Here is a 22156-nt window from a genome sequence, read left to right as displayed (position 1 = left end):
ACAGATGAAGACGGGGACGGAGCTGTTCCGCAGCGCGCGGGACTTCCTGCTCGAACACCGTGAGGACTACGCCGCCGCCTACGAGGGTTTCGTCTGGCCCCGGCCCGAGCGGTTCAACTGGGCACTCGATTGGTTCGACGTCATCGCCGACAAGAACGACCGCCCCGCGCTGCACATCGTCGAGGAGGACGGCAGCGAGGTCCGGCTGTCCTTCGCCGAGATGGCCGAGCGCTCCGCCCGCGTCGCCAACTGGCTGCGCGAGCGCGGCGTGCGGGCCGAGGACCGCGTGCTCGTCATGCTCGGCAACCAGGCCGAACTGTGGGAGACCGCGCTCGCCGCGATGAAGCTGCGCGCCGTCGTCATCCCCGCGACGCCGCTGCTGGGCCCGGCCGACCTGCGCGACCGGGTGGAGCGCGGACGTGTCCGGCATGTGCTGGTGCGCTCCGAGGACACCGGAAAGTTCGACGAGGTCCCCGGCGACTACACACGGATCGTCGTCGGCGGGGCGAGGGAAGGGTGGCGGACTTACGAGGAGGCGTACGGCGCCTCGGCCGAGTTCGCCCCGGACGGGCCGACCGGGGCCGACGACCCGCTGATGCTCTACTTCACCTCCGGCACCACCGCCCGCCCCAAACTCGTCGAGCACACCCACACCTCGTACCCGATCGGGCATCTGGCCACGATGTACTGGATCGGACTGAAGCCCGGCGACGTGCACCTGAACATCTCCTCGCCCGGCTGGGCCAAGCACGCCTGGTCCAACCTCTTCGCGCCGTGGAACGCCGAGGCGACCGTCTTCATCCACAACTACACACGCTTCGACGCGGCCCGGCTGATGGCCGAGATGGACCGCGCCGGTGTCACCACCTTCTGTGCCCCGCCGACCGTGTGGCGCATGCTCATCCAGGCCGACCTGGGCGCCCTGCGCACCCGCCCCCGCGAGGTCGTGGCGGCGGGCGAGCCCCTGAACCCCGAGGTCATCGAGCAGGTCCGGCGGGCCTGGGGCGTGACCATCCGGGACGGCTTCGGGCAGACCGAGACGGCCGTGCAGGTCTCCAACAGCCCCGGCCAGCCCCTGAAGACCGGCTCCATGGGCCGCCCCAGCCCCGGCTTCCGCGTAGAACTCCTCGACCCGGTCTCCGGCGCACCCGGGGCCGACGAGGGCGAGATCGCCCTCGACCTGTCCGAACGGCCCGTCGGCGTGATGACCGGCTATCACGGCGACCCCGACCGTACGGCGGAGGCGATGGCCGGCGGCTACTACCGCACCGGCGACATCGGCTCCCGGGACGCCGACGGCTACATCACCTACGTGGGCCGAGCGGACGACGTCTTCAAGGCTTCCGACTACAAGATCTCCCCCTTCGAGCTGGAGAGTGCCCTGCTGGAGCACGAGGCGGTGGCCGAGGCGGCCGTCGTGCCCGCGCCGGACGAGCTGCGGCTCGCGGTGCCCAAAGCGTATGTCGTGCTCGCGGAGGGCTGGGAGCCCGGTCCCGACACGGCCAAGGTGCTCTTCGAGCACTCCCGCGAGGTCCTCGCGCCGTACAAGCGCATCCGCAGGCTGGAGTTCGCGCCGCTGCCCAAGACCGTCTCCGGCAAGATCCGCCGCATCGAGCTGCGTGAGGCCACGGCCGCCGGGTCGGACGCCGAGTACCGCGAGGAGGACTTCCGGTGACCGCTGAACCGTCGTACACGCACGGGACGAGCGAGACGGTCCTGCTGGGGGACACGATCGGGACCAACCTGGACCGGGCGGTCGCGGCGTGGCCGGACCGGGAGGCACTGGTCGACGTGCCCTCCGGCAGGCGCTGGACCTACGCCCGGTTCGCCGCCGACGTCGACGAGCTGGCGTACGCGCTGCTCGCGAGCGGTGTGGCCAAGGGCGACCGAGTGGGCATCTGGGCGGTCAACTGCCCCGAGTGGGTGCTGGTCCAGTACGCCACCGCCCGCATCGGCGCGATCATGGTGAACATCAACCCGGCCTACCGCACCCACGAGGTGGAGTACGTCCTGAAGCAGGCCGGCGTCTCGCTGCTGTTCGCCTCCCTCAGCCACAGGACGAGCGACTACCGGGCGATGGTCGAGCAGGTGCGCGGCAGGTGCCCGCGGCTGCGGGAGACGGTGTACATCGGCGACCCGAGCTGGGAGGCGTTGATCGCCCGTGGGACGCCCGTCGCGTTCCCGGAGCTGTCCTGCGACGACCCCATCAACATCCAGTACACCTCGGGCACGACCGGCTTCCCGAAGGGAGCCACCCTCTCCCACCACAACATCCTCAACAACGGCTACTTCGTGGGGGAGTTGATCGCCTACGACGAGCAGGACCGGGTCTGCGTCCCGGTCCCGTTCTATCACTGCTTCGGCATGGTCATGGGAAACCTGGCCGCCACCTCCCACGGTGCCTGCATCGTCGTCCCCGCCCCGTCCTTCGACCCCAAGGCCACACTGGCGGCCGTCCAGCAGGAGCGGTGCACCTCGCTCTACGGTGTGCCGACCATGTTCATCGCGGAGCTGAACCTCCCCGACTTCGCGGCCTACGAACTCTCCTCGCTGCGCACCGGCATCATGGCGGGCTCGCCCTGCCCGGTCGAGGTGATGAAGCGGGTCGTCGCGGAGATGCACATGGCGGAGGTCTCCATCTGCTACGGCATGACCGAGACCTCGCCCGTCTCGCTCCAGACCAGGAGGGACGACGACCTGGAGCACCGCACCGGCACCGTAGGCCGGGTGCTGCCGCACATCGAGGTGAAGATCGTCGACCCGGCGACCGGGGTGACCCGGCCGCGCGGCACGGCGGGCGAGCTGTGCACCCGCGGCTACAGCGTGATGCTCGGCTACTGGAACGAGCCTGAGAAGACCGCCGAGGCCATCGACGCCGGCCGCTGGATGCACACCGGCGACCTCGCGACGATGCGAGAGGACGGCTACGTCGAGATCGTCGGCCGCATCAAGGACATGATCATCCGGGGTGGCGAGAACATCTACCCGCGCGAGATCGAGGAGTTCCTGTACGCCCATCCCAAGATCGCGGACGTCCAGGTCGTCGGGGTGCCCCACGAGCGGTACGGCGAGGAGGTGCTGGCGTGCGTCATCCCGCGCGATCCGGGTGACCCGCTGACGCTGGAGGAACTGCAGGGCTTCTGCGACGGGCAGTTGGCGCACTACAAGATCCCGAGCCGGTTGCAGGTCCTCGACGCCTTCCCGATGACGGTGTCCGGGAAGGTACGGAAGGTGGAGCTGCGGGAGAAGTACTCCCGGTAGTCAGCCGGTCGGCCGCAGCAGGACGCAGCACCGCCCGTCCTGAGGGGCGAGGCAGGCTTCGAAGCCGGCCTCGCCCAGCCCGTGCAGCACGCCGCGCAGCAGATGGAGGTTCATCCCGCACACCGTCTGGGTGTGCTCACGGGCCAGCACGTGGAAGGGACAGTTGGCCAGGACGATCACGCCGTCCTCGCGCCGCGGTTCGAACCCGTGGTGTTCCAGCAGGTCGATGAGAGCCGCGTCGCCCGTCCCGCCCAGCTGTGAGCCGAGCTCCTCGGCCTTGCGGTGCAGCACCTCCCGCACCGGCTCACCCGTCGCGTCGGACTCCTCCACCGCCTGGGCGAGGAGCCGTCCGGCGAGTTCGTAACGCCGGTCCGGCAGGCTCACGGCGACCTGTCGCGTGGAGCGGCGATAGAGCTTGGCCGGCCTGCCCGCGCCCGGTCCGGTACGTCCGCTGCGCCGCTCGTAGACCACGTCGAGCAGGGACTCCGCGGCGAGCCGGTCCAGGTGGAACGCCGCGGTCTGCCGCGCCAGCCCGAGCGCCTCGGCCGCCTCGTCCCGGCTGACCGGGCCCGGCCGGCGCACCACGTGCTCGTACAGCCTCCTGCGCGTCGGCTCGTCGAGCGCGGCGACGGCCGAGACGTCGGCGGCGTGAGCATCTGAGGCGTCGTGTACGTCTTTCGCGGCATCCACGAACACCAGTGTAAAACCCACAGCCATTGACTAAAGAGAAGGTGCGCGCTTCTATAGCTAATGAGAGTCATCTATAGAAGGAGTAGTCATGACCTCCGCAATCACCGGCGCCACGTCCGCCGAGCCTCGGCGTGCCGCGCTCGCCGACCCCGGCTACCAGGCCTTCCTGGTCCTGCGCATCGGCTTCACGGTGGCGCCGATCCTGTTCGGCCTGGACAAGTTCGCCAACCTGCTCGTGGACTGGCCCGGCTACCTCGCGCCCTGGATCGACGACATCGCTCCGGGCAGCGCCCAGGCGGCCATGTACGCGGTGGGAGTGATCGAGATCCTGGCCGGTGTCGTCGTTGCCCTCGCGCCGCGCTTCGGAGGGTGGCTGGTGGCCGGCTGGCTGGCGGGCATCATCGTCAACCTGCTGACCATCCCGGACTACTACGACATCGTGCTGCGGGACTTCGGGCTGCTCCTGGGCGCGGTGGCGCTCGCGCGGCTCGCGGCGCGGTACCGCGGTGAGCGGGTCAGGGGGTGATTCTGGGCCACCGGTCGAGGCCGAGTACCGCCTCATGGGTAGGGGACGGCAGCCCCTGGGATGGGACGGGTAGGGGCGGCGGGGCGAGAAACCTCACCGCGCGCCCGTCGCATCCAACTCGTCGGCGAGCCCGTTCACCGGCTGCGGCGTACCCGTCAGGTCGAGAACGAACAAGGGGACGCCCAGCGTGTCCGCACGGGCACGGGCGTCGGGTGCGTAACCGGAGAGGGAGAAGTAGACACAGTCCGCCGACTCCGTCATGGCCGTCAGCCACAGACATTCCACGTCCCGCAGCGAGGCCGGCCTGACCGTCGGGTCGACGTGGGCGAGCAGTCCATGGGCGGCGATACCGACGCCGGACGTGGGGCGCTGATCGGCACGGCGGATGTCCCGGTAGCCGAGCCAGCGCAGATAGACCGCGGCCGCTGTGACCGCGTCACGCGCGGTACGGATCGTGATCGGCTGGAAGGCGCGGCGTGCCGCGGGCGCCTTGCGCGGTGCCGCCCCGCCCGCGGCCGTCTGCGCCAACGGCACGCGCAGGACCGCCCCGCAGGCACAGCCCAACTCCGGGCGGGGCCACTCGCCCTCACGGTCGCACGCGGTGCAGCGCACGCCGATCCACTCGTCGTCCCAGGCGCGATGGGTGACGGCCGTCGGAGTCCCGTTCGGATCGAGTGACGGCGCGACGGGCGCCCCGCACGCGCAGGGATAGGCGGGGGCCGTATAGATGTGCTCGCGTCGGCAGGCCGGGCAGCGCACGGACACGCTCTCGGGCATGGCCCTCATCGTCCTCCAAGAGGCCCTGGCTTGTCCCTCTCTTGACGGCATTCGCGCACCCTCCTACATTACTTCCAGATAGCAGAAGTAATTTTCCGCAATACGGAAGAAGCTCACCGCGGGGCGCGACGGGAGTGCGAATCCGACAGCCGAAGCAGGAGTACTAATGGCTCGTATGACCGCTGCCCGAGCGGCAGTCGAGATCCTCAAGCGCGAGGGCGTCAGCAACGCGTTCGGCGTGCCGGGCGCGGCGATCAACCCCTTCTACGCGGCGCTCAAGGCCTCCGGCGGCATCAACCACACCCTCGCCCGCCATGTGGAGGGCGCCTCGCACATGGCGGAGGGCTACACCCGCACGCACCCCGGCAACATCGGCGTCTGCATCGGCACCTCCGGCCCCGCCGGCACCGACATGATCACCGGCCTGTACTCCGCGATCGGTGACTCGATCCCGATCCTGTGCATCACCGGCCAGGCGCCGACCGCCGTGATCCACAAAGAGGACTTCCAGGCCGTCGACATCGCCTCGATCGCCAAGCCGGTCACGAAGATGGCGGTGACCGTCCTGGAGGCCGCACAGGTCCCCGGGGTCTTCCAGCAGGCGTTCCACCTGATGCGCTCCGGCCGCCCCGGTCCGGTCCTCATCGACCTGCCGATCGACGTGCAGATGACGGAGATCGAGTTCGACCCGGAGACCTACGAGCCGCTCCCGGTCTACAAGCCCGCCGCGACCCGCGCCCAGATCGAGAAGGCGATCGGGATGCTGAACGCGTCCGAGCGCCCCCTGATCGTCGCGGGTGGCGGTGTCATCAACGCCGACGCCGCCGAACTCCTCGTCGAGTTCGCGGAGTTGACCGGCACGCCGGTCGTCCCGACCTTGATGGGCTGGGGCCTGCTCCCCGACGACCACGAGCTGAACGCCGGCATGGTGGGCCTGCAGACCTCGCACCGCTACGGCAACGCGACCTTCCTGGAGTCCGACTTCGTCCTCGGCATCGGCAACCGCTGGGCCAACCGCCACACCGGCAAGCTCGACGTCTACACGGCCGGGCGCAAGTTCGTCCACGTCGACGTCGAACCCACCCAGATCGGCAAGATCTTCGCCCCGGACTACGGCATCGCCTCGGACGCGAAGGCCGCGCTGGAGCTGTTCGTCGAGGTGGCCAAGGAGCTGAAGGCCGCCGGCAAGCTGCCGGACCGCTCCGACTGGGCCGCGTCCGCGCAGGAGAAGAAGGCGAGCCTCCAGCGCCGTACGCACTTCGACGACATCCCGATCAAGCCGCAGCGCGTCTACGAGGAGATGAACAAGGCCTTCGGCCCGGAGACCCGGTACGTCTCCACCATCGGCCTCTCGCAGATCGCGGGCGCCCAGATGCTGCACGTCTTCAAGCCGCGGCACTGGATCAACTGCGGTCAGGCGGGCCCGCTGGGCTGGACGATCCCGGCCGCACTGGGTGTCGCCAAGGCGGACCCGGAGGCTCAGGTCGTCGCCCTGTCCGGCGACTACGACTTCCAGTTCATGATCGAGGAGCTGGCGGTCGGGGCGCAGCACAAGATCCCGTACGTCCATGTCCTGGTCAACAACTCCTACCTGGGCCTGATCCGCCAGGCGCAGCGGGCGTTCGACATCGACTTCCAGGTGAAGCTGGAGTTCGAGAACATCAACTCGCCCGAGCTGGGCGTCTACGGCGTCGACCACGTCAAGGTCGCCGAGGGCCTCGGCTGCAAGGCGATCCGGGTGACCGACCCCAGCGAGCTGGGCGCGGCCCTGGAGCAGGCCAAGAAGCTCGCCGCGGAGCACCAGGTCCCGGTCGTCGTCGAGGCGATCCTGGAGCGCGTCACCAACATCTCCATGTCCACCACGAACGACATCAGCAACGTCGTGGAGTTCGAGGAGATCGCGACGGAGCCGGGTCACGCGCCGACGTCGATCAGGACGCTGAAGGTCTGACGCGTCCCGTACGCCGAGGGGCGGTCCAGCCGAAAGGTTGGACTGCCCCTCTTTCGTGTTCCCCCGTGAGACCCCGCGTTCCCCGTGATGTCTCCCCGCGGTGTGCTCCCCCGTGGCGGGGCCCGCCGCCCCCGTGCCGGCGGGCCCCGTGTGAGGAGAATGTGCCCGCGGCGGGGGGCGGTTGAAGCCTCACCGCGCCGGTTCAGAGGTTGATCTGAGGGTTGCGTAGCCCATGTACGCCCTACGGCGTAGGCGGGCGTCGACTGCTCGTGGTGCTCCACGTGCCCCACTGCTCCACGTGACCCACGTCCTCCATGGCGGGAACGCCGAAGAGCGCCGGGTACGGGACCGTCCGTACCCGGCGCTCTTCAGCCGGTGAGGTATTCGGTTGTGGCCGTCCGACGGTGCGAGGCTGGGCGCGACAGGACGTTCGCGCCGCCGGACGGGGTCTGGGTGGCATCCGACGATGCCCAGTAGCTCGGGACCGCGGCGGATGCGACGGAACCGGGTCTTCTTCCCTCAGGTCGAAGAAGAAGGCCGGACCTTCACCACCGCACTGGCTCGCACACCGCCGCGGTCCTCACGTTGCCCGCGCCCGTGCCGGGCGACCACCCCTCATCCGGGTCGGCCCGGCGAAGGGCGCGGGCGATGCGTCCGGCTCATGACCTCCCGTCAGGAGACGGACGCAGCCTCGGGGTTCAGTCCTCGCGCAGGGCGCGGACCGCCTCCTCCACGCGCTTGCCGTACTCCGGGTCGGCGGCGTGGAAGTGGGCCAGGTTCTTCTCGATCACGTCGTCGCGGGAGACCTGGGACAGGCCCCCGGCGATGTTCGCGACCAGTCGGGACTTCTCCTCGGCAGACATCAGCCGGTACAGCTCACCGGCCTGGAAGAAGTCGTCGTCCTTGGTGTGCAGCGGGGCCACGTGGGTGCCCGTGTGGCCGTTCACCGCCAGCGGTGCCGACAGGGGGCGGCCGGTCTCGGCCGGGCCGTCGTAGGAGTTCGGCTCGTAGTTCTTCGCCCCGCGGCCCTGGGAGTTGGTGGCCATCAGGCCGTCCCGGCCGTAGTTCTGCGCGGTGGTCGCCCTCGGGGCGTTGACCGCGAGCTGGGTGTGGTTGACGCCCAGACGGTAGCGGTGGGCGTCCGCGTAAGCGAAGAGGCGGCCCTGGAGCATCTTGTCGGGGGAGGGGCCGATGCCCGGCACGAAGTTGTTCGGGGAGAACGCGGCCTGCTCGACCTCGGCGAAGACGTTGTCCGGGTTGCGGTCCAGGACCAGCCGGCCCACACGCTGCAGCGGGTAGTCCTTGTGCGGCCAGACCTTGGTGAGGTCGAACGGGTTGAAGCGGTAGTCGGCCGCCTCGGCCGCCGGCATCAGCTGGACGTACAGCGTCCAGGACGGGTGCACGCCCCGCTCGATGGCCTGGAGCAGGTCCGTCTGGTGGGAGTTGGCGTCCTTGCCCGCGAGCTCGGCGCCCTGCTCGCTGCTCAGGCAGCGGATGCCCTGGTTGGTCTTGAAGTGGTACTTGACGAAGAAGGCCTCGCCGTCGGCGTTCGTCCACTGGTAGGTGTGCGAGCCGTAGCCGTTCATGTGGCGGTACGACGCCGGGATGCCCCGGTCGCCCATCAGCCAGGTCACCTGGTGCGTGGCCTCGGGGGCGTGCGCCCAGAAGTCCCAGACGTTGTCCGGCTCCTGGCGGCCGGTGAACGGGTCGCGCTTCTGCGAGTGGATGAAGTCGGGGAACTTGATGGGGTCCTTGATGAAGAACACCGGGGTGTTGTTCCCGACCAGGTCGTAATTGCCCTCGGCCGTATAGAACTTGACGGCGAAACCGCGCGGGTCGCGCACCGCGTCCGCCCCGCCGAGGCTGTCGGCCACGGTCGAGAAGCGCAGGAACACCTCGGTCCGCTTGCCGATCTCGCTCAGGAAGTCGGCGTGCGTGAAGCCGGTGACGTCGTCGGTCACCTCGAAGTGGCCGTACGCGCCGGAGCCCCGGGCGTGTACCACGCGCTCCGGGATGCGCTCACGGTTGAAGCGGGCCAGCTTCTCCAGGAGGTGCTGGTCCTGGAGCAGGAGCGGGCCGCCGACGCCGGCGGAGGCGGAGTTCTGGTTGTCGGCGACCGGGGCGCCGGCCTCGGTCGTGAGCACACGCTTCGACATCGTGGACCTTCCGTGCGGTAGCACTTCCGTGCGGGTGGCAGCGGAAAATACTTTCCGCTTGATGGAGCCTAGAAGTGCGAGAATCTGAGCGTCAACAGTTTGTTGAAGTCGATTCCGGGCGGCGCCCCCGCCTGGGCGCGACAGGACAGGTGTCAGCGAGGGCGCCGCCCGGAAGTCTCGGGGTGGGTCAGACCTGGGCGCCCGAGAGGCGCTCCACGGCCCGCAGCAGGGCCGAGTGGTCCAGGCCGCCGTCGCCCTGCGCACGCAGGGAGGCGACCAGCTGGGCGACCACGGCGCCGACCGGCAGGGCGGCGCCGACGTTGCGGGCGGCGTCGGTGACGATGCCCATGTCCTTGTGGTGCAGGTCGATCCGGAAGCCGGGCTTGAAGTCCCGGTTCAGGAAGTTGTCCTTCTTCCGCGCGAGCACGGTGGAGCCCGCCAGGCCGCCGCCCAGGACGTCCAGCGCGGCCGTCAGGTCCACGCCCGACTTCTCCAGGAAGACCACGGCCTCGGCGCACGCCTGGATGTTCACGGCGACGATCAGCTGGTTGGCCGCCTTCACGGTCTGACCCGAGCCGTGCGGGCCGCACAGCACGATGGTCTTGCCGAGGGCTTCGAGGATGGGCTTCGCGGTGTCGAAGTCGGACTGCTCGCCACCGACCATGATCGACAGTACCGCCTCGATGGCGCCGGCCTCACCACCGGACACCGGGGCGTCCAGCACGCGGATGCCCTTGTCCGCCGCGGCCTTCGCCAGGTCGATGGAGGTCTGCGGGGTGATCGAGGACATGTCGATCAGCAGCGCGCCGGACCTGGCGTTCTCCAGGATGCCGTCGGGGCCGTAGGAGATGGCCTCGACCTGCGGGGAGGCCGGGACCATCGTGATCACGACGTCGGCGTCCTTGACGGCCTCGGCGATCGAAGCGGCGGCCTTGCCGCCGGCGGCGGCCAGCCGGTCCAGCTTGTCCTGCTCCAGGGTGAAGCCGGTGACCTGGTAACCCGCCTTGATCAGGTTCTCGGACATGGGGGAACCCATGATGCCGAGGCCGATCCAGGCGATCGCCGGGCGGGAGGAGTCTGCGAGTGTGCTCATGTTGCGGGTGCCTCTCAAAATGCGGGGGTGTGTTCAGCGGGCGGCGCGCGCTTCGCGGGGCAGCCAGTCGAAGCTCTCGGCGCTGGGCTTGTCGCCCGGCTTGTACTCGAGGCCGACATGGCCGTCGTAGCCCGCCTTGCGGAGCCGGTCGAGGAGGTCCTCCAGGGGGAGGGAGCCCGACCCCGGCGCGCCGCGGCCCGGGTTGTCGGCGATCTGGACGTGGCCGGTCTTCGCCGTGTACCGCTCGATCACGGCCGGCAGGTCCTCGCCGTTCATGGACAGGTGGTACAGGTCCATGAGGAAGCGGGCGTTGTCCAGCCCCGTCGCCTCGTTGACCTTGTCGACGACGCCCACGGCGGCCGGTGCCGACACCAGCGGGTACAGCGGTGACTCCGGCTGGTTGAGGGCCTCGATCAGCAGGATCGCGCCGATCCGGTCGGCCGCCCGCGCGGCGAGGACCAGGTTCTCCAGCGCGAGCGCGTCCTGCTCGGCCGGGTCCACGCCCTCGACGCGGTTGCCGTACAGCGCGTTGAGCGCCTTGCAGCCCAGGCCGGCCGCGAAGTCCGCCGCCACGTCGATGTTGGCGCGGAACCGCTCCGACTCCTCACCCGGCACCGACAGGGCGCCGCGGTCCGGACCCGGGAGCTGTCCGGCGTAGAAGTTCAGCCCGGTGAGCTGGACGCCCGCGTCCTCGATCGCCTTCTTCAGGGCGTCGAGCTCGGACTGCTCGGGGGTGGGGGAGTCGATCCAGGGCCACCACAGCTCGACCGCGGTGAAGCCGGCCGCGGCGGCTGCCGCCGGGCGCTCCAGGAGCGGGAGTTCCGTGAAGAGGATCGACAGGTTGACGTTGAAGCGCTGCTCTGCGAATCCCATGGGGGTCGGCGCTCCCTTCCGTTGTCGAGATTCCGTATGACGGAAGTTAGTTTCTGCGTACTGGAAGATTGCCGTCGTGTGTCCGAGCTTGTCAAGAGGGCTCGGCGGATGGCCGCGGTGCGCGTTAGGTTGAGCGCGTGCGATTGAGAGTGGAGTTCACGACCGAGCCCTTCGACCTCGACGAGGCACCCGCGCACGCGCTGGTGGCCCGCGAGGTGGTCGAGGTGGCCGAGCTCGACGCGGTGGACGTCGGCCCCTTCGGCAACACGGCGGAGGGTGGCGCCGACGCCGTGCTCACCGCCGTGGACGCCCTGCTGCGCCGGACCCTGGAGGCCGGTGCCACCCGGATCTCGCTCCAGCTCAGCGTGGTCGGGGAGGGCGACGAGTGACCGGCACCGGGGACGAGCCCTTCATCGCGGCCGTGAAGCCGCTGGTCGACGCCATGGGTGGCGAGATCCTCCCGCCCGACGAGGCCGGTCCCGAGGATGTGGTGCTCTCCTGGGAGGGCGCCGACGTCGTCGCCGTACGACTGCCCCAGCTGGCCGACTCCCTCGATCACATCCTGGCCGCGATGGAACGCCGCAAGGGCAAGCCGCTCGCCGATCTGGACCGCAAGGCCAAACAGGAGGTCGTACGGATACTCGAGGCGCGCGGCGCCTTTTCCGTACGGCACGGAGTGGAGACTGTGGCGAGCGCGCTCGGGGTGAGCCGCTTCACGGTCTACAACTACCTCAACCGGGACAAGAACCCCTGAGTGGGGCTCCCCGGGTTTCGTCACCGCGAATTTTCAACAAAGTGTTGACGTGTCGTTTCGCAGGGCGTTAGCTATCGGCACGCCCGTTCAGCACGAAGGCCCTTCGCGGCCACGGAGGCTCCCGTGACGTCGAAATCCACGCCCCCGGGCCTGGCCCGGTTCAACGCCCTGGAGGAGCACGCGGCGGCTGCCGCTCTCCACGAGGCGTGCGCCTCCACGGCATGGGTGAAGCGGCTGCTCGCCGCCCGCCCCTACGCCACGGCAGACGAGGTGTACGCCGCAAGCGACGCCGCCATGGCCGAGCTGACCGCCCCGGACCTCGCGGAGGCGATGGCCGGGCACCCGCCGATCGGCCGCCCCAAGCCGGGCGACCCGACCTCGGCCCGGGAACAGCGCGGCATGGCCGGCGCCTCCGAGGAACTCAAGACGGAGATGCTCGAACTCAACCTGGCCTACCAGGACAAGTTCGGCCATGTCTTCCTGATCTGCGCAACCGGCCGGACCGGCGAGCAGATGCGCGACGCGGTCAAGGAACGGATCGGCAACTCGCCGGAGCAGGAGCGGGAGATCGTCCGCACCGAGCTGGGCAAGATCAACCGTATCCGGCTCGCCCGCCTCGTCGAAGAAGACTGAAGAGGACGCCTGACCATGAGCACCAGCACCACCGCCTCCGTGTCCACGCACATCCTGGACACCAGCATCGGCCGCCCCGCCGAGGCCGTCGCCGTCCATCTCTCGGCCCGCTCGGGGCGGGCGGCGGACTGGCAGGCCCTCGGCGGCTCCGCGACCGACGCGGACGGGCGGTGCAAGGACCTCCCGGCGCTGCCGGAGGGGACCACCCATGTACGGCTCGACTTCGCGGTCGAGGCGTACTTCGAGAAGAAGCAAGCCGATGCGCAGCAGGACGCCCCCGCGAATCGGGACAGCGGTGCCGTGTTCTTCCCCGAGGTGGCGATCACCTTCGCCGTACAGCCCGGGGAGCACTACCACGTGCCGCTGCTGCTCAACCCGTTCGGCTACTCCGTATACCGAGGGAGCTAGCTAAATGACACTCAATTCCCGCCCTGCCCGCCCTGTCATCCTGGGACAGAACCAGTACGGCAAGGCCGAGAACCGAGTCGTAAAGATCACGCGGGACGGCGCCACCCATCACATCAAGGACCTGAACGTATCCGTGGCGCTCTCCGGCGACATGGAGGAGGTCCACTACTCCGGCTCGAACGCCAACGTCCTGCCGACCGACACCACCAAGAACACGGTGTACGCGTTCGCCAAGGAGTACGGCATCGAGTCCGCCGAGCAGTTCGGCATCCACCTCGCCCGTCACTTCGTCACCTCGCAGGAGCCGATCCACCGCGCCCGGATCCGTATCGAGGAGTACGCCTGGGAGCGGATCGACGCCTCCGACGCCAACTCGCAGTTCATCGGCGCGGACGAGGTCAAGCACTCCTTCGTCCGCCAGGGCCAGGAGACACGGCTCACGCAGATCACCTACGACGGTGAGAAGTGGGAGGTCGTCTCGGGTCTGAAGGACCTCGTGGTGATGAACTCGACCAACTCCGAATTCTGGGGCTACGTCAAGGACAAGTACACGACGCTCCAGGAGGCGTACGACCGCATCCTGGCCACCCAGGTCTCCGGCCGCTGGCGGTTCAACTGGACCGACGACGAGCAGCGGATGCCCAACTGGGAGAAGTCCTACGAGCAGACCAAGAAGCACATGCTCCAGGCCTTCGCCGAGACGTACTCGCTCTCGCTCCAGCAGACCCTGTACCAGATGGGTTCGCGGATCATCAACAACCGCAGCGAGATCGACGAGGTCCGCTTCTCCCTCCCGAACAAGCACCACTTCCTCGTGGACCTGGAGCCGTTCGGGCTGAAGAACGACAACGAGGTGTACTTCGCCGCCGACCGGCCCTACGGCCTGATCGAGGCCACCATCCTGCGGGACGGCTGCGAGGCGAAGATCCCCACCGACCTCACCAACCTCTGATCCACCTCCCCTTGCGGCACCCGTGACCGGGGAACCCGCCTCCCCGGTCACGGCACTCAAAACTCCCAGGGTCCTGCCGTGCCCTCCCACCAGCACAACACCAGCGAAAAAAGGGGCGAATCATGGCAGCAGCCCAGCGCATCGTCATCGAGAACTGTTCGATCGCGACCGTCGACGCACACGACACCGAGTACGCGACCGGACACGTCGTCATCGCCGGCAACCGCATCGAGTCGCTCGGCGCGGGCAAGGCCCCGGACGGCCTGGAGAACGTCGTACGCCGTGTCGACGCCACCGGGCATCTCGTGACCCCCGGACTGATCAACACGCACCACCACTTCTACCAGTGGATCACCCGGGGCCTGGCCACGGACCACAACCTCTTCAACTGGCTCGTCGCCCTCTACCCGACGTGGGCGCGCATCGACGAGCAGATGGTGCGCTCCGCCGCGCAGGGCTCGCTGGCGATGATGGCCCGCGGCGGCGTGACGACCGCCATGGACCACCACTACGTCTACCCGCAGAACTCCGGTGACCTCTCCGGCGCCATCATCGGTGCCGCCCGCGACATGGGCGTCCGCTTCACCCTCGCCCGTGGCTCCATGGACCGCAGCGAGAAGGACGGCGGACTGCCGCCGGACTTCGCCGTCGAGACCCTCGAAGGCGCGCTGGCCGGGACCGAGGCGACCGTCAAGCAGTACCACGACGCCTCCTTCGACGCGATGACCCAGGTCGCCGTCGCCCCCTGCTCGCCCTTCTCCATCTCCACCGAGCTCCTCAAGCAGGGCGCCGAGCTCGCCCGCCGCCTCGGCGTGCGCATGCACACCCACGGCTCGGAGACCGTGGAGGAGGAGAAGTTCTGCCACGAGCTGTTCGGCATGGGCCCGACCGACTACTTCGAGTCCACCGGCTGGCTCGGCGAGGACGTGTGGATGGCGCACTGCGTCCACATGAACGACTCCGACATCGCCGCGTTCGCCCGCACCAAGACCGGCGTCGCGCACTGCCCCTCCTCCAACGCCCGCCTCGCGGCCGGCATCGCCCGCGTCCCCGACATGCTCGCCGCCGGCGTCCCCGTCGGCCTCGGCGTCGACGGCACCGCCTCCAACGAGTCCGGCGAACTGCACACCGAACTGCGCAACGCCCTGCTCATCAACCGTCTCGGCGCCCACCGCGAGGCCGCCCTGAACGCCCGGCAGGCCCTGCGGCTCGGGACGTACGGCGGTGCTCAGGTCCTCGGCCGGGCCGCCGAGATCGGCTCGCTGGAGCCCGGCAAGCTGGCCGACCTCGTGCTGTGGAAGCTGGACACGCTCGCCCACGCCTCCATCGCCGACCCGGTGACCGCCCTGGTCTTCGGTGCGGCGGCCCCCGTCACCGCGTCGTTCGTCAACGGCCGGCAGATCGTCGAGAACGGGCGGCTGCTCACGGCCGACGAGGACGCGATCGCCCGCTCGACGCGGGAAGAGGCCCAGCGCCTGGCGAGGATCGCCGCGCAGGGCTGACCAGTTGAAGATCTCCGGTCAGGAGGGACGGCTCCCGACCGGTGGCCGTGGACCCGAGCGGGGTCCATGGCGGCCGTGTCCGGGGCGCGCGCCCATGCGTGCGCCCCGGAACGGTCACCGTTTCTCCCGGAACGGGCCCGTCCCCGGTCCCTCCCCCACTCTCGGCTCCGCTCGAGCGGGAGGTGCCCCCATGCCCGCGCACCACCTCCCTGAAACCCACGTCAGAGCCGCCGTGTAACCGACCGGAGGAGAGCCGCAGTGTCCGCCCAGTCCGTTCATCCAGTCGACGAGAAACTCCCCGCCCTGAAGATGGCGACCACCGGCCTGCAGCATGTGGCCGCCATGTACGCCGGCGTGGTCGCCCCACCCCTGATCGTCGGCGCGGCCATAGGTCTGACCGCCACCGAGCTGACCTTCCTCACCGGCGCCTGCCTGTTCACCGCGGGCCTCGCCACCTTTCTCCAGACCCTCGGGATATGGAAGATCGGCGCTCGGCTGCCGTTCGTCAACGGCGTCACCTTCGCGGGCGTCGCCCCCATGACCGCGATCGTCGCCTCCACCGAGGACAAGTCCGACGCCCTGCCGATCATCTTCGGCGCGGTGATCGTCGCCGGCCTCCTCGGCTTCCTCGCCGCACCCTTCTTCAGCAAGGCGGTGCGCTTCTTCCCGCCGGTGGTGACGGGTACGGTCATCACCCTGATCGGCATCTCCCTCCTGCCCGTCGCCTTCGGCTGGGCGCAGGGCCCGAACCCGGCCGCGGACGACTACGGTTCGGCGACCAACCTGGGCCTGGCGGGCGGGACCCTGCTGATCGTCCTGCTCCTGCGCCGCTTCACCACCGGCTTCGTCAAGCAGATCGCCGTCCTGCTCGGCCTGGTCGCGGGCACGCTGATCGCGATCCCGTTCGGCGCCACGGACTTCGCTCCCGTCGCGGACGCGGCCGTCATCGGCTTCCCGACCCCGTTCCACTTCGGCGCCCCGCAGTTCCAGCTCGCCGCGATCATCTCGCTGTGCGTGGTGATGGTGGTGTCGATGACCGAATCGACCGCCGACATGCTGGCGCTGGGCGAGATCGTGGACCGTCCGGCCGACGAGAAGACCATCGCCGCGGGCCTGCGCGCCGACACCCTCGGCTCCGCGATCAGCCCGCTCTTCAACGGCTTCATGTGCAGCGCCTTCGCGCAGAACATCGGCCTGGTCGCCATGACGAAGATCCGCAGCCGGTACGTCGTCGCCGTGGGCGGCGGCTTCCTGGTGCTGATGGGCCTGTGCCCGATGGCAGCCTCGCTCATCGCGGTCGTCCCACGCCCTGTCCTCGGCGGCGCGGGCGTCGTCCTCTTCGGCTCGGTCGCCGCGAGCGGCATCCAGACCCTTGTCAGGGCCGGCCTCGACAAGGACAACAACGTCCTGATCGTCGCCGTCTCACTGGCCGTCGGCATCATCCCGATCACGGCGCCGGAGTTCTACCACGCCTTCCCGGAGACCGCGCGGATCGTCCTCGACTCCGGCATCTCCACGGGCTGTGTGGCCGCGGTGCTGCTGAACCTGGTCTTCAACCATCTGGGCAGGGGCGGCCGGGACGCCCATGACGTGACCCACCCGATGGAGGCGGGGGAGGAGCTCACAGGGACGCCGCCCCGGGCCCCCGCCACGCCATGAGGTTGGCGAACAACTCGGCCTGCTCGACGGCGTCGTCCAGCGCAATGGGGGTCCCCCCCGGGCTCGAGCGAAGTCGAGAGCTTGGGGGAGTGTGTGACGGCGCCTCGAGAGCAGGTGGCGGGGCATCGTGCCCTTGGCCACCGCCCGCAACGGCAGCCCGGCCTTGGTCGCGTACAGCGTCTTCATGTCCATACAGTCCGAGTGCCCGAAGGGACTCGCCCCGGTGAAGCGGATCAAGTACCAGTACAGGAACGTCCAGTCGTACGACGCCGGGTAGCCGCACATCACCGGCTGCGCGTCGCCCTGAATCCGCCGGTGTCCTGCACTCCGGCGACGGCGACGCCGAGGCTCAGCATCGAGTACGGACCCGGGATGGGGCCGTCGGCCTCGATGTCGACGGAGATGTAGAGGCTGGGTTTGATGCGTCGTGCGGCCATGGAGTGGGAGCTTCCCTAGAGACCACGGCCTTCCGCATCCGAATTTCCGCTTAGGCTTCTCCCTCGGTCAACTCCTGATTGACCAGGGGTTCAGGGGATGAGGGGTTCAGGGGATGAGGGGGAAGCGGGCAGATGAGCAGCGCGACTGAGGTGTTCCAGCCACTCCAGGCGGACGATCCGCCCGTAGTGGCCGGATACCGTCTGGCCGCCCGGCTCGGCGCCGGTGGCATGGGCCGGGTCTATCTGTCGCACACACAGGGCGGCCGACCGGTGGCGATCAAGGTGGTGCGCCCGGAGCTGGCGGACGACCCGGACTTTCGGCGGCGATTCCGCCGCGAGGTGGAGGCGGCCCGGCGGGTCCGTGGCGCGTACACCGCCGAGCTGATCGACGCCGACGCGGACGGCGTACCGCCCTGGCTGGCCACGCTGTACGTCCCCGGGCCGTCCCTGACGGAGGCCGTCGCCCAAAGTGGCCCGCTGCCGGTGCCCGCGGTGCTGTGGCTGATGGCGGGGGTGGCCGAGGCGCTGCAGGCCATCCATGGTGCGGACATCGTGCACCGGGACCTGAAGCCGTCGAACGTGCTGCTGGCCGCCGACGGCCCCCGGGTGATCGACTTCGGCATCTCGCTGGCCGCCGACCTCAGCTCCCACACGGCCGCGGGCTCCACCGTCGGCACGCCCCACTTCATGGCTCCCGAGCAGGCGTCCGGGGGTGAGGTCACGGCGGCGACGGATGTCTTCGCGCTGGGCCAGACGGCGGCGTTCGCGGCGCTGGGCCGGCCGCTCTACGGGGAGGGCTCGGCGCCCGGCGTGCTGTACCGGATCGTGCACGACGAACCCGACCTGTCCGCGCTGCCCGAGCAACTGCGCCCCCTGTTCGCCCGGTGCCTGGCCGCGGCTCCGGAGGAGCGCGCGACCCCGGCGCAGATCATCGAGTGGTGCCGGCTGCGGCTCGGGGCCGACGCCGACACGGGCGCGGGGCCGGCCGTCTGGCGAGATGTCATGGGGCGGCAGGCGACGGTTCCGTCCCCGGTGCCCGACCCCACCCGGGTGCTGCACACACGGCCGTTGGTCGTCACCCGGCCTCAGCCCTGGCCGGCGCAGCCCGAGGAGCGGCGGGCACGCAGACGGCGTGCCGCGCTGATCACGACCGCGGCGGTGGCGGCCGGGGCTCTGGTGCTGACGGGCTTCGCGTGGTTGGTCGCGGACGCGGGGAACAGGTTTCGCGACTGGGTCGGCGACACACCTTCCGCGTCCGGCACCGAGGACTCCGCACGGTCGTCAGGGTCGAAGCCGAACGGGTCGTCGCCGGAATCCGCGCCGACGTCGGAGGGCGGTGCCGCAACGCCGGGAACCGGCGACCGAAGGCCGGGGGCGTCGAAGGTCGCCCCGACCGCCTCCGTGTCACCGCAGGTCCTCACTCATGCCCCCGCGCTGCTGACCGCCGAGACGTCACTGAGCTTCAAGGAGCCGCTCTGGCGAGAGGACCGCAAGGGCGACATCCGTCTCGACTGCAAGGACGTCGGCTGTGCGATCGAGAGCGACAGCAGCGTGTTCGTCCAGATGTTCGGCAGTACGGGCACGACCCTCGATGAGTGCCGTCTCCTGCTCGGTGGCGCCGATCGCAAGCGCTGGACGCTGGCCTCGGTGGCGGCCGGCAGCGAGATCTGCGTCAAGCACTCATCCGGCGACATCGCGCTGCTCGTGGTCCAGACCAAGTCGACGGCGCTGCCGGAGCTCGCCGCCCTGAGCGTGGACATGACGGTCTGGAAGAAGGCGGCCCAGGGGGATTCCGACAACCCCTGATTCCCGTCCCTCGACATGTGCCCGCCCCGGCAGAACTCCGTGAGCGCTGCCGGAGCGGGCGGTGTCGCCGTGAGGCCGGATCAGCGGGTGAACGTCACCCGGTTCTCCTTCAGGGAACCGCAGTTGGAGCCGGTCACCTGCACGTACACGTTCTTGATGTTGCCGCCCCAATCCACGCAGTGGCCCTTGCCGTAGACGTAGGTCGGTCCGGCGTACGACGTGAACTCCCCGGCGTCCTCGTGGAATTCCTCGGTGTCGGGGACGTAGATCCACGCGGACATGAGCGCCGCGGCGCCCGGGTTGTTGCGGATGGTCGCCACGCAGTTCTCGCCGTTGCGGGCGTTGTACGTCAGATAGACGGTGCCGAGTGAGCCGACGGGCGCCGAGTTCACGGTCTTGTAGGCGCTGCCGCAGACCTTCTGCGGGGTGGTGTTGGGCGCTGCGGAGGCGGGCGCCGCGAGGGCGGCCGTGGTCCCCACCGTCAGCGCCGCCAGCGCGGTGGCGGACAGGATGGAACGCGCGTATCGCATATTTCCCCCTGGTAATCATTGGAGGTGATTGCTCCTGCATGATGTGACCCACGGGGTACCCCGATGGTTGTGCTCAGTTCTGCCGCGTCCGCAGCACGACCGCCGCCAGTGCGAGCGCCCCCGCCGCGATCAACGTCCCTACCTGGAAGGCCAGTTGATAACCCGCCGCCGTGGCCGCCACCAAGTCCGCACCGCGGTCGCGCAGGCCGTCGGTGCGGCTCGCGGCCAGGACCGAGAGCACCGCCAGACCCAGTGAACCGCCCACCACCTGCGTAGTGTTGAAGAGCCCGGACGCCAGTCCCGCGTCCTCCTCGCGGGCACCCGACATCGCGAGCCCGGTCAGCGCGGGCATCGCCGCGGCGAACCCGGTGGCGAGCAGCAGCAGCGGCGGGAGTACGTCCGTGACGTACGAGCCGCCGACCGGGGCGCGGCTCAGCAGGGCCATGCCCGCGACGATGAGGGCCAGCCCTGCCAGCAGGACGCGGTATGCGCCGAACCGTCCGATGGTCCGCGCCGACAGCCCGAGCATCAGTACACCGATGGCGATCGGCGCCGGAAGGAACGCCGTGCCGGTGAGCAACTCGCCGTAGCCCAGCACGCGTTGAATGTAGAGCGCGCCGATGAACTGAAAGCCGTACATCGTCGCGATCATCAGGATCTGCACGGCGTTCGCGCCGCTCAGCAGTCGCGAGCCGAACAGGCGCAGGCGCAGCAGCGGACGTGCCGCCCGCGCCTGACGGAGCGTGAACGCCACGAACAGGGCGAGGGCCAGAGCCGCCGGCAGCAGGGTGGCGGTGAGGTCCCGGTCGCCGGCGCCGACGATGACGTACACCGTGAGCATCAGCGCGCCGGTGACCAGCGCCGCGCCCGGGTAGTCGGCGCCGTCGCCCAGCCCGGCGCCTCGGTCCGGCTCCAGCACGCGCATCGCCGCCAGCCACGCCACCACGCCGATCGGCAGGTTGATCAGGAAGATCCAGTGCCAGTTCAGGGCCTCGGTCAGCGCCCCGCCGAGAAACGTGCCGAGCGCCCCGCCCGCCGCGCCGACCGCGCTGAACACCGCGATGGCCCGGGCCTGTTCCCGCGGCTCGGGGAACAGGGCGACCAGCATGCCGAGCACCACGGCCGAGGTCATCGCCCCGCCCACGCCCTGCAGTGCGCGCGCCGCGATCAGCACGCCCTGCTCGGTCGCCACCCCGCACAGCACGGATGCCGCGGTGAACACGGCGAGCCCGGCCGTGAACATCCGCTTGCGGCCGACCAGATCGCCGAGCCGGCCCACCAGCAACAGCAGCCCGCCGAAGGGGATCAGGTACGCGTTGACGACCCACGCCAGGCCCGGGCCCGAGAAGCCGAGGTCGCTCTGGATGGCCGGCATGGCGACCGTGACGATGTTGCCGTCCAGGATGGTCATCAGGGTTCCCGCGCACAGCACGACGAGGGCCGCCCAGCGGGAGTATGTTCGAGGTGACGTCGTGGGCGTCGATGCGTCCAGCGTGGTCGACATGGCCGTTCGGCCTCCGCATTCTCCGTGGGATCCATAGGTGCACGACTTGTAACGGGGTACATCGTGAGTGACCATGGAGAGCGGCGTAAGGAGGCAGTCCGATGTCCCAGAGGAACACGGGTGTAACCGTCCAGGCAGTGAACGCGCAGGCGTGCCCGGTCCGCGAAGTTCTTGACAGGGTCTCTGGAAAATGGAGCGTGCAGATCCTTGTCGCGGCCGCCCACGGACCCATCCGCTTCACCGAGTTGGAGCGCGGCATCGAGGGCATCAGCCGTCGGATGCTGACCCTGACCCTGCGCAACCTGGAGCGTGACGGCCTCGTCACGCGCACCGTCCATCCGACGGTGCCGCCGAAGGTGGAGTACGAACTGACGCCGGTGGCCCGGGAGTTGCACGAGACCCTGCAGCGCCTGACCGACTGGGCCGAGCGCAACAGGGTCTACATCGCCGAGTCACGCGCGGCCTACGACGAGGAACACGAGCCGGAGCCCGTGTGACCTAGGGCCTGTCGTCAAATTCCCGTCGTCCGCCCGCACGGCAGGCGGGAATTTGACGACAGGGCCTAGATGTATTGATCACGAGCGTTGTTGACACCGGTGGGGCTTGATCATGGCGAAGACCTCCGGTGTGGTGGAGCTGTCTAG

The 22156-nt window shown here is 69.6% G+C and carries 21 protein-coding genes; 13 read left to right on the top strand and 8 right to left on the bottom strand.

The window, feature by feature from the left end:
• Positions 1 to 4 precede the first annotated feature (4 nt).
• Both ACHBTE_RS28450 and ACHBTE_RS28445 read left to right on the top strand, forming a co-directional pair.
• Positions 5 to 1675 carry an AMP-binding protein gene (locus tag ACHBTE_RS28450; protein WP_394727163.1) on the top strand — a complete coding sequence of 557 codons (1671 nt, stop codon included), beginning with the start codon at positions 5 to 7 and terminating at the stop codon, positions 1673 to 1675.
• Complete coding sequence (locus ACHBTE_RS28445; RefSeq protein ID WP_394727161.1) at positions 1672 to 3261, top strand: AMP-binding protein; 1590 nt, start codon at positions 1672 to 1674, stop codon at positions 3259 to 3261. The genes ACHBTE_RS28450 and ACHBTE_RS28445 overlap by 4 nt, the downstream gene beginning before the upstream one ends.
• Here ACHBTE_RS28445 and ACHBTE_RS28440 read toward each other — a convergent pair whose 3' ends face one another.
• Complete coding sequence (locus tag ACHBTE_RS28440; RefSeq protein ID WP_394727291.1) at positions 3262 to 3957, bottom strand: helix-turn-helix transcriptional regulator; 696 nt, start codon at positions 3955 to 3957, stop codon at positions 3262 to 3264.
• Positions 3958 to 4039: 82 nt separating this feature from the next.
• Between ACHBTE_RS28440 and ACHBTE_RS28435 the strand changes: the two genes are divergently transcribed.
• A complete protein-coding gene (locus ACHBTE_RS28435) occupies positions 4040 to 4477 on the top strand; it encodes a hypothetical protein (RefSeq protein ID WP_394727159.1) in 438 nt (145 codons plus the stop codon).
• Between the two features lie 93 nt (positions 4478 to 4570).
• Here ACHBTE_RS28435 and ACHBTE_RS28430 read toward each other — a convergent pair whose 3' ends face one another.
• A complete protein-coding gene (locus tag ACHBTE_RS28430) occupies positions 4571 to 5263 on the bottom strand; it encodes a hypothetical protein (protein WP_394727157.1) in 693 nt (230 codons plus the stop codon).
• Positions 5264 to 5420: 157 nt separating this feature from the next.
• On the opposite strand from ACHBTE_RS28430, the gene gcl reads away from it, so the two are divergent.
• The gene (gene gcl, locus ACHBTE_RS28425; RefSeq protein WP_394727155.1) at positions 5421 to 7205 is read left to right on the top strand and encodes a glyoxylate carboligase; all 1785 of its coding nucleotides are present in this window, start codon (positions 5421 to 5423) and stop codon (positions 7203 to 7205) included.
• Between the two features lie 698 nt (positions 7206 to 7903).
• Here the strand turns inward: gcl and ACHBTE_RS28420 are convergent.
• From ACHBTE_RS28420 to ACHBTE_RS28410, 3 genes are all read right to left on the bottom strand, one after another.
• Positions 7904 to 9361, bottom strand: coding sequence for a catalase (locus tag ACHBTE_RS28420; RefSeq protein ID WP_394727153.1), 1458 nt, complete (start codon positions 9359 to 9361; stop codon positions 7904 to 7906).
• 187 nt (positions 9362 to 9548) lie between these two features.
• Complete coding sequence (locus ACHBTE_RS28415; protein WP_394727151.1) at positions 9549 to 10454, bottom strand: 2-hydroxy-3-oxopropionate reductase; 906 nt, start codon at positions 10452 to 10454, stop codon at positions 9549 to 9551.
• Positions 10455 to 10487: 33 nt separating this feature from the next.
• A complete protein-coding gene (locus ACHBTE_RS28410) occupies positions 10488 to 11327 on the bottom strand; it encodes a TIM barrel protein (RefSeq protein ID WP_394727149.1) in 840 nt (279 codons plus the stop codon).
• 137 nt (positions 11328 to 11464) lie between these two features.
• On the opposite strand from ACHBTE_RS28410, the gene ACHBTE_RS28405 reads away from it, so the two are divergent.
• The 7 genes from ACHBTE_RS28405 to ACHBTE_RS28375 all read left to right on the top strand — a co-directional run bounded on the left by ACHBTE_RS28405 (position 11465) and on the right by ACHBTE_RS28375 (position 17235).
• A complete protein-coding gene (locus ACHBTE_RS28405; protein ID WP_394727147.1) occupies positions 11465 to 11716 on the top strand; it encodes a hypothetical protein in 252 nt (83 codons plus the stop codon).
• Complete coding sequence (locus ACHBTE_RS28400) at positions 11713 to 12081, top strand: helix-turn-helix domain-containing protein (protein WP_394727145.1); 369 nt, start codon at positions 11713 to 11715, stop codon at positions 12079 to 12081. Before ACHBTE_RS28405 ends, ACHBTE_RS28400 begins: the two co-directional genes overlap by 4 nt.
• 123 nt (positions 12082 to 12204) lie before the next feature.
• Complete coding sequence (gene uraD, locus ACHBTE_RS28395; RefSeq protein ID WP_394727143.1) at positions 12205 to 12714, top strand: 2-oxo-4-hydroxy-4-carboxy-5-ureidoimidazoline decarboxylase; 510 nt, start codon at positions 12205 to 12207, stop codon at positions 12712 to 12714.
• 15 nt (positions 12715 to 12729) lie between these two features.
• Positions 12730 to 13122, top strand: coding sequence for a hydroxyisourate hydrolase (uraH, locus tag ACHBTE_RS28390; protein WP_394727141.1), 393 nt, complete (start codon positions 12730 to 12732; stop codon positions 13120 to 13122).
• Between the two features lie 4 nt (positions 13123 to 13126).
• Entirely contained in the window at positions 13127 to 14074 is a 948-nt protein-coding gene (gene pucL / locus ACHBTE_RS28385; RefSeq protein ID WP_394727139.1) for a factor-independent urate hydroxylase, read from the top strand.
• A 122-nt stretch (positions 14075 to 14196) separates the two neighbouring features.
• On the top strand, positions 14197 to 15576 hold the full coding sequence (locus tag ACHBTE_RS28380) for an 8-oxoguanine deaminase (protein ID WP_394727137.1): 1380 nt from the start codon (positions 14197 to 14199) through the stop codon (positions 15574 to 15576).
• A gap of 258 nt (positions 15577 to 15834) precedes the next feature.
• Positions 15835 to 17235, top strand: coding sequence for a nucleobase:cation symporter-2 family protein (locus tag ACHBTE_RS28375; RefSeq protein ID WP_394727135.1), 1401 nt, complete (start codon positions 15835 to 15837; stop codon positions 17233 to 17235).
• A gap of 284 nt (positions 17236 to 17519) precedes the next feature.
• On the opposite strand, the gene ACHBTE_RS28370 is transcribed toward ACHBTE_RS28375, so the two are convergent.
• A complete protein-coding gene (locus ACHBTE_RS28370; protein ID WP_394727133.1) occupies positions 17520 to 17672 on the bottom strand; it encodes a hypothetical protein in 153 nt (50 codons plus the stop codon).
• Positions 17673 to 17804: 132 nt separating this feature from the next.
• Here ACHBTE_RS28370 and ACHBTE_RS28365 point away from each other — a divergent pair, with 132 nt between their 5' ends.
• Entirely contained in the window at positions 17805 to 19478 is a 1674-nt protein-coding gene (locus tag ACHBTE_RS28365; protein WP_394727131.1) for a serine/threonine-protein kinase, read from the top strand.
• Positions 19479 to 19558: 80 nt separating this feature from the next.
• Here the strand turns inward: ACHBTE_RS28365 and ACHBTE_RS28360 are convergent, their stop codons facing one another.
• Both ACHBTE_RS28360 and ACHBTE_RS28355 read right to left on the bottom strand, forming a co-directional pair.
• Positions 19559 to 20008 carry a spore-associated protein gene (locus ACHBTE_RS28360; RefSeq protein ID WP_394727129.1) on the bottom strand — a complete coding sequence of 150 codons (450 nt, stop codon included), beginning with the start codon at positions 20006 to 20008 and terminating at the stop codon, positions 19559 to 19561.
• A 73-nt stretch (positions 20009 to 20081) separates the two neighbouring features.
• Complete coding sequence (locus ACHBTE_RS28355) at positions 20082 to 21512, bottom strand: MFS transporter (RefSeq protein ID WP_394727127.1); 1431 nt, start codon at positions 21510 to 21512, stop codon at positions 20082 to 20084.
• Between the two features lie 101 nt (positions 21513 to 21613).
• Here ACHBTE_RS28355 and ACHBTE_RS28350 point away from each other — a divergent pair, with 101 nt between their 5' ends.
• A complete protein-coding gene (locus ACHBTE_RS28350; protein WP_394727125.1) occupies positions 21614 to 22009 on the top strand; it encodes a winged helix-turn-helix transcriptional regulator in 396 nt (131 codons plus the stop codon).
• Positions 22010 to 22156 lie beyond the last annotated feature (147 nt).

It is taken from the genome of Streptomyces sp. M41 (genome assembly GCF_043673425.1).
In the GTDB taxonomy this organism is placed as follows: Bacteria; Actinomycetota; Actinomycetes; order Streptomycetales; family Streptomycetaceae; genus Streptomyces.
Note: the sequence above shows the minus strand (reverse complement) of the source record. Positions and strands in the feature narration are given on the sequence as shown.

Coding starts and splice junctions, on each gene's coding strand:
- ACHBTE_RS28450 (WP_394727163.1), top strand. CDS start 5: ATGAAGACGGGGACGGAGCTGTTCCGCAGCGCGCGGGACTTCCTGCTC.
- ACHBTE_RS28435 (WP_394727159.1), top strand. CDS start 4,040: ATGACCTCCGCAATCACCGGCGCCACGTCCGCCGAGCCTCGGCGTGCC.
- ACHBTE_RS28430 (WP_394727157.1), bottom strand. CDS start 5,263: ATGAGGGCCATGCCCGAGAGCGTGTCCGTGCGCTGCCCGGCCTGCCGA.
- gcl (WP_394727155.1), top strand. CDS start 5,421: ATGGCTCGTATGACCGCTGCCCGAGCGGCAGTCGAGATCCTCAAGCGC.
- ACHBTE_RS28420 (WP_394727153.1), bottom strand. CDS start 9,361: ATGTCGAAGCGTGTGCTCACGACCGAGGCCGGCGCCCCGGTCGCCGAC.
- ACHBTE_RS28415 (WP_394727151.1), bottom strand. CDS start 10,454: ATGAGCACACTCGCAGACTCCTCCCGCCCGGCGATCGCCTGGATCGGC.
- ACHBTE_RS28410 (WP_394727149.1), bottom strand. CDS start 11,327: ATGGGATTCGCAGAGCAGCGCTTCAACGTCAACCTGTCGATCCTCTTC.
- uraH (WP_394727141.1), top strand. CDS start 12,730: ATGAGCACCAGCACCACCGCCTCCGTGTCCACGCACATCCTGGACACC.
- pucL (WP_394727139.1), top strand. CDS start 13,127: ATGACACTCAATTCCCGCCCTGCCCGCCCTGTCATCCTGGGACAGAAC.
- ACHBTE_RS28380 (WP_394727137.1), top strand. CDS start 14,197: ATGGCAGCAGCCCAGCGCATCGTCATCGAGAACTGTTCGATCGCGACC.
- ACHBTE_RS28370 (WP_394727133.1), bottom strand. CDS start 17,672: ATGGCCGCACGACGCATCAAACCCAGCCTCTACATCTCCGTCGACATC.
- ACHBTE_RS28365 (WP_394727131.1), top strand. CDS start 17,805: ATGAGCAGCGCGACTGAGGTGTTCCAGCCACTCCAGGCGGACGATCCG.
- ACHBTE_RS28360 (WP_394727129.1), bottom strand. CDS start 20,008: ATGCGATACGCGCGTTCCATCCTGTCCGCCACCGCGCTGGCGGCGCTG.
- ACHBTE_RS28355 (WP_394727127.1), bottom strand. CDS start 21,512: ATGTCGACCACGCTGGACGCATCGACGCCCACGACGTCACCTCGAACA.
- ACHBTE_RS28350 (WP_394727125.1), top strand. CDS start 21,614: ATGTCCCAGAGGAACACGGGTGTAACCGTCCAGGCAGTGAACGCGCAG.